At 50.7% G+C, this 209-nt stretch carries 1 protein-coding gene; it reads left to right on the top strand.

The annotated features are described in order from the left end of the window. Window positions 1-40 precede the first annotated feature (40 nt). Window positions 41-209, top strand: a 169-nt coding sequence (locus HMPREF1546_RS02930; RefSeq protein WP_036636473.1) for a DUF3847 domain-containing protein, incomplete at its 3' end; no start/stop codon positions are given.

Genomic DNA, 209 nt, shown 5'->3' with positions numbered 1-209 from the left:
CTTTTTTTATCCCCAAAATCAAAAAAGGAGGTCAATCACAATGACAAAACCGAAAACCCTTGACCAGCTCCGAGCCGAAAAGGAACGAGCCGAGACGCAGCTTGCACAGGAACAACACAAGCTGGAGCGTCTGGAGAATAGAAAGAAGTATCTGGAGAAAGGCGAACGCACCAAGCGCACCCACCGCCTTTGCAATCTGGGCGGCACGA

Origin of the sequence: Oscillibacter sp. KLE 1745 (assembly GCF_000469445.2) — a bacterium.
Lineage (GTDB): Bacteria > Bacillota > Clostridia > Oscillospirales > Oscillospiraceae > Oscillibacter > Oscillibacter welbionis.
Note: the sequence above shows the minus strand (reverse complement) of the source record. Positions and strands in the feature narration are given on the sequence as shown.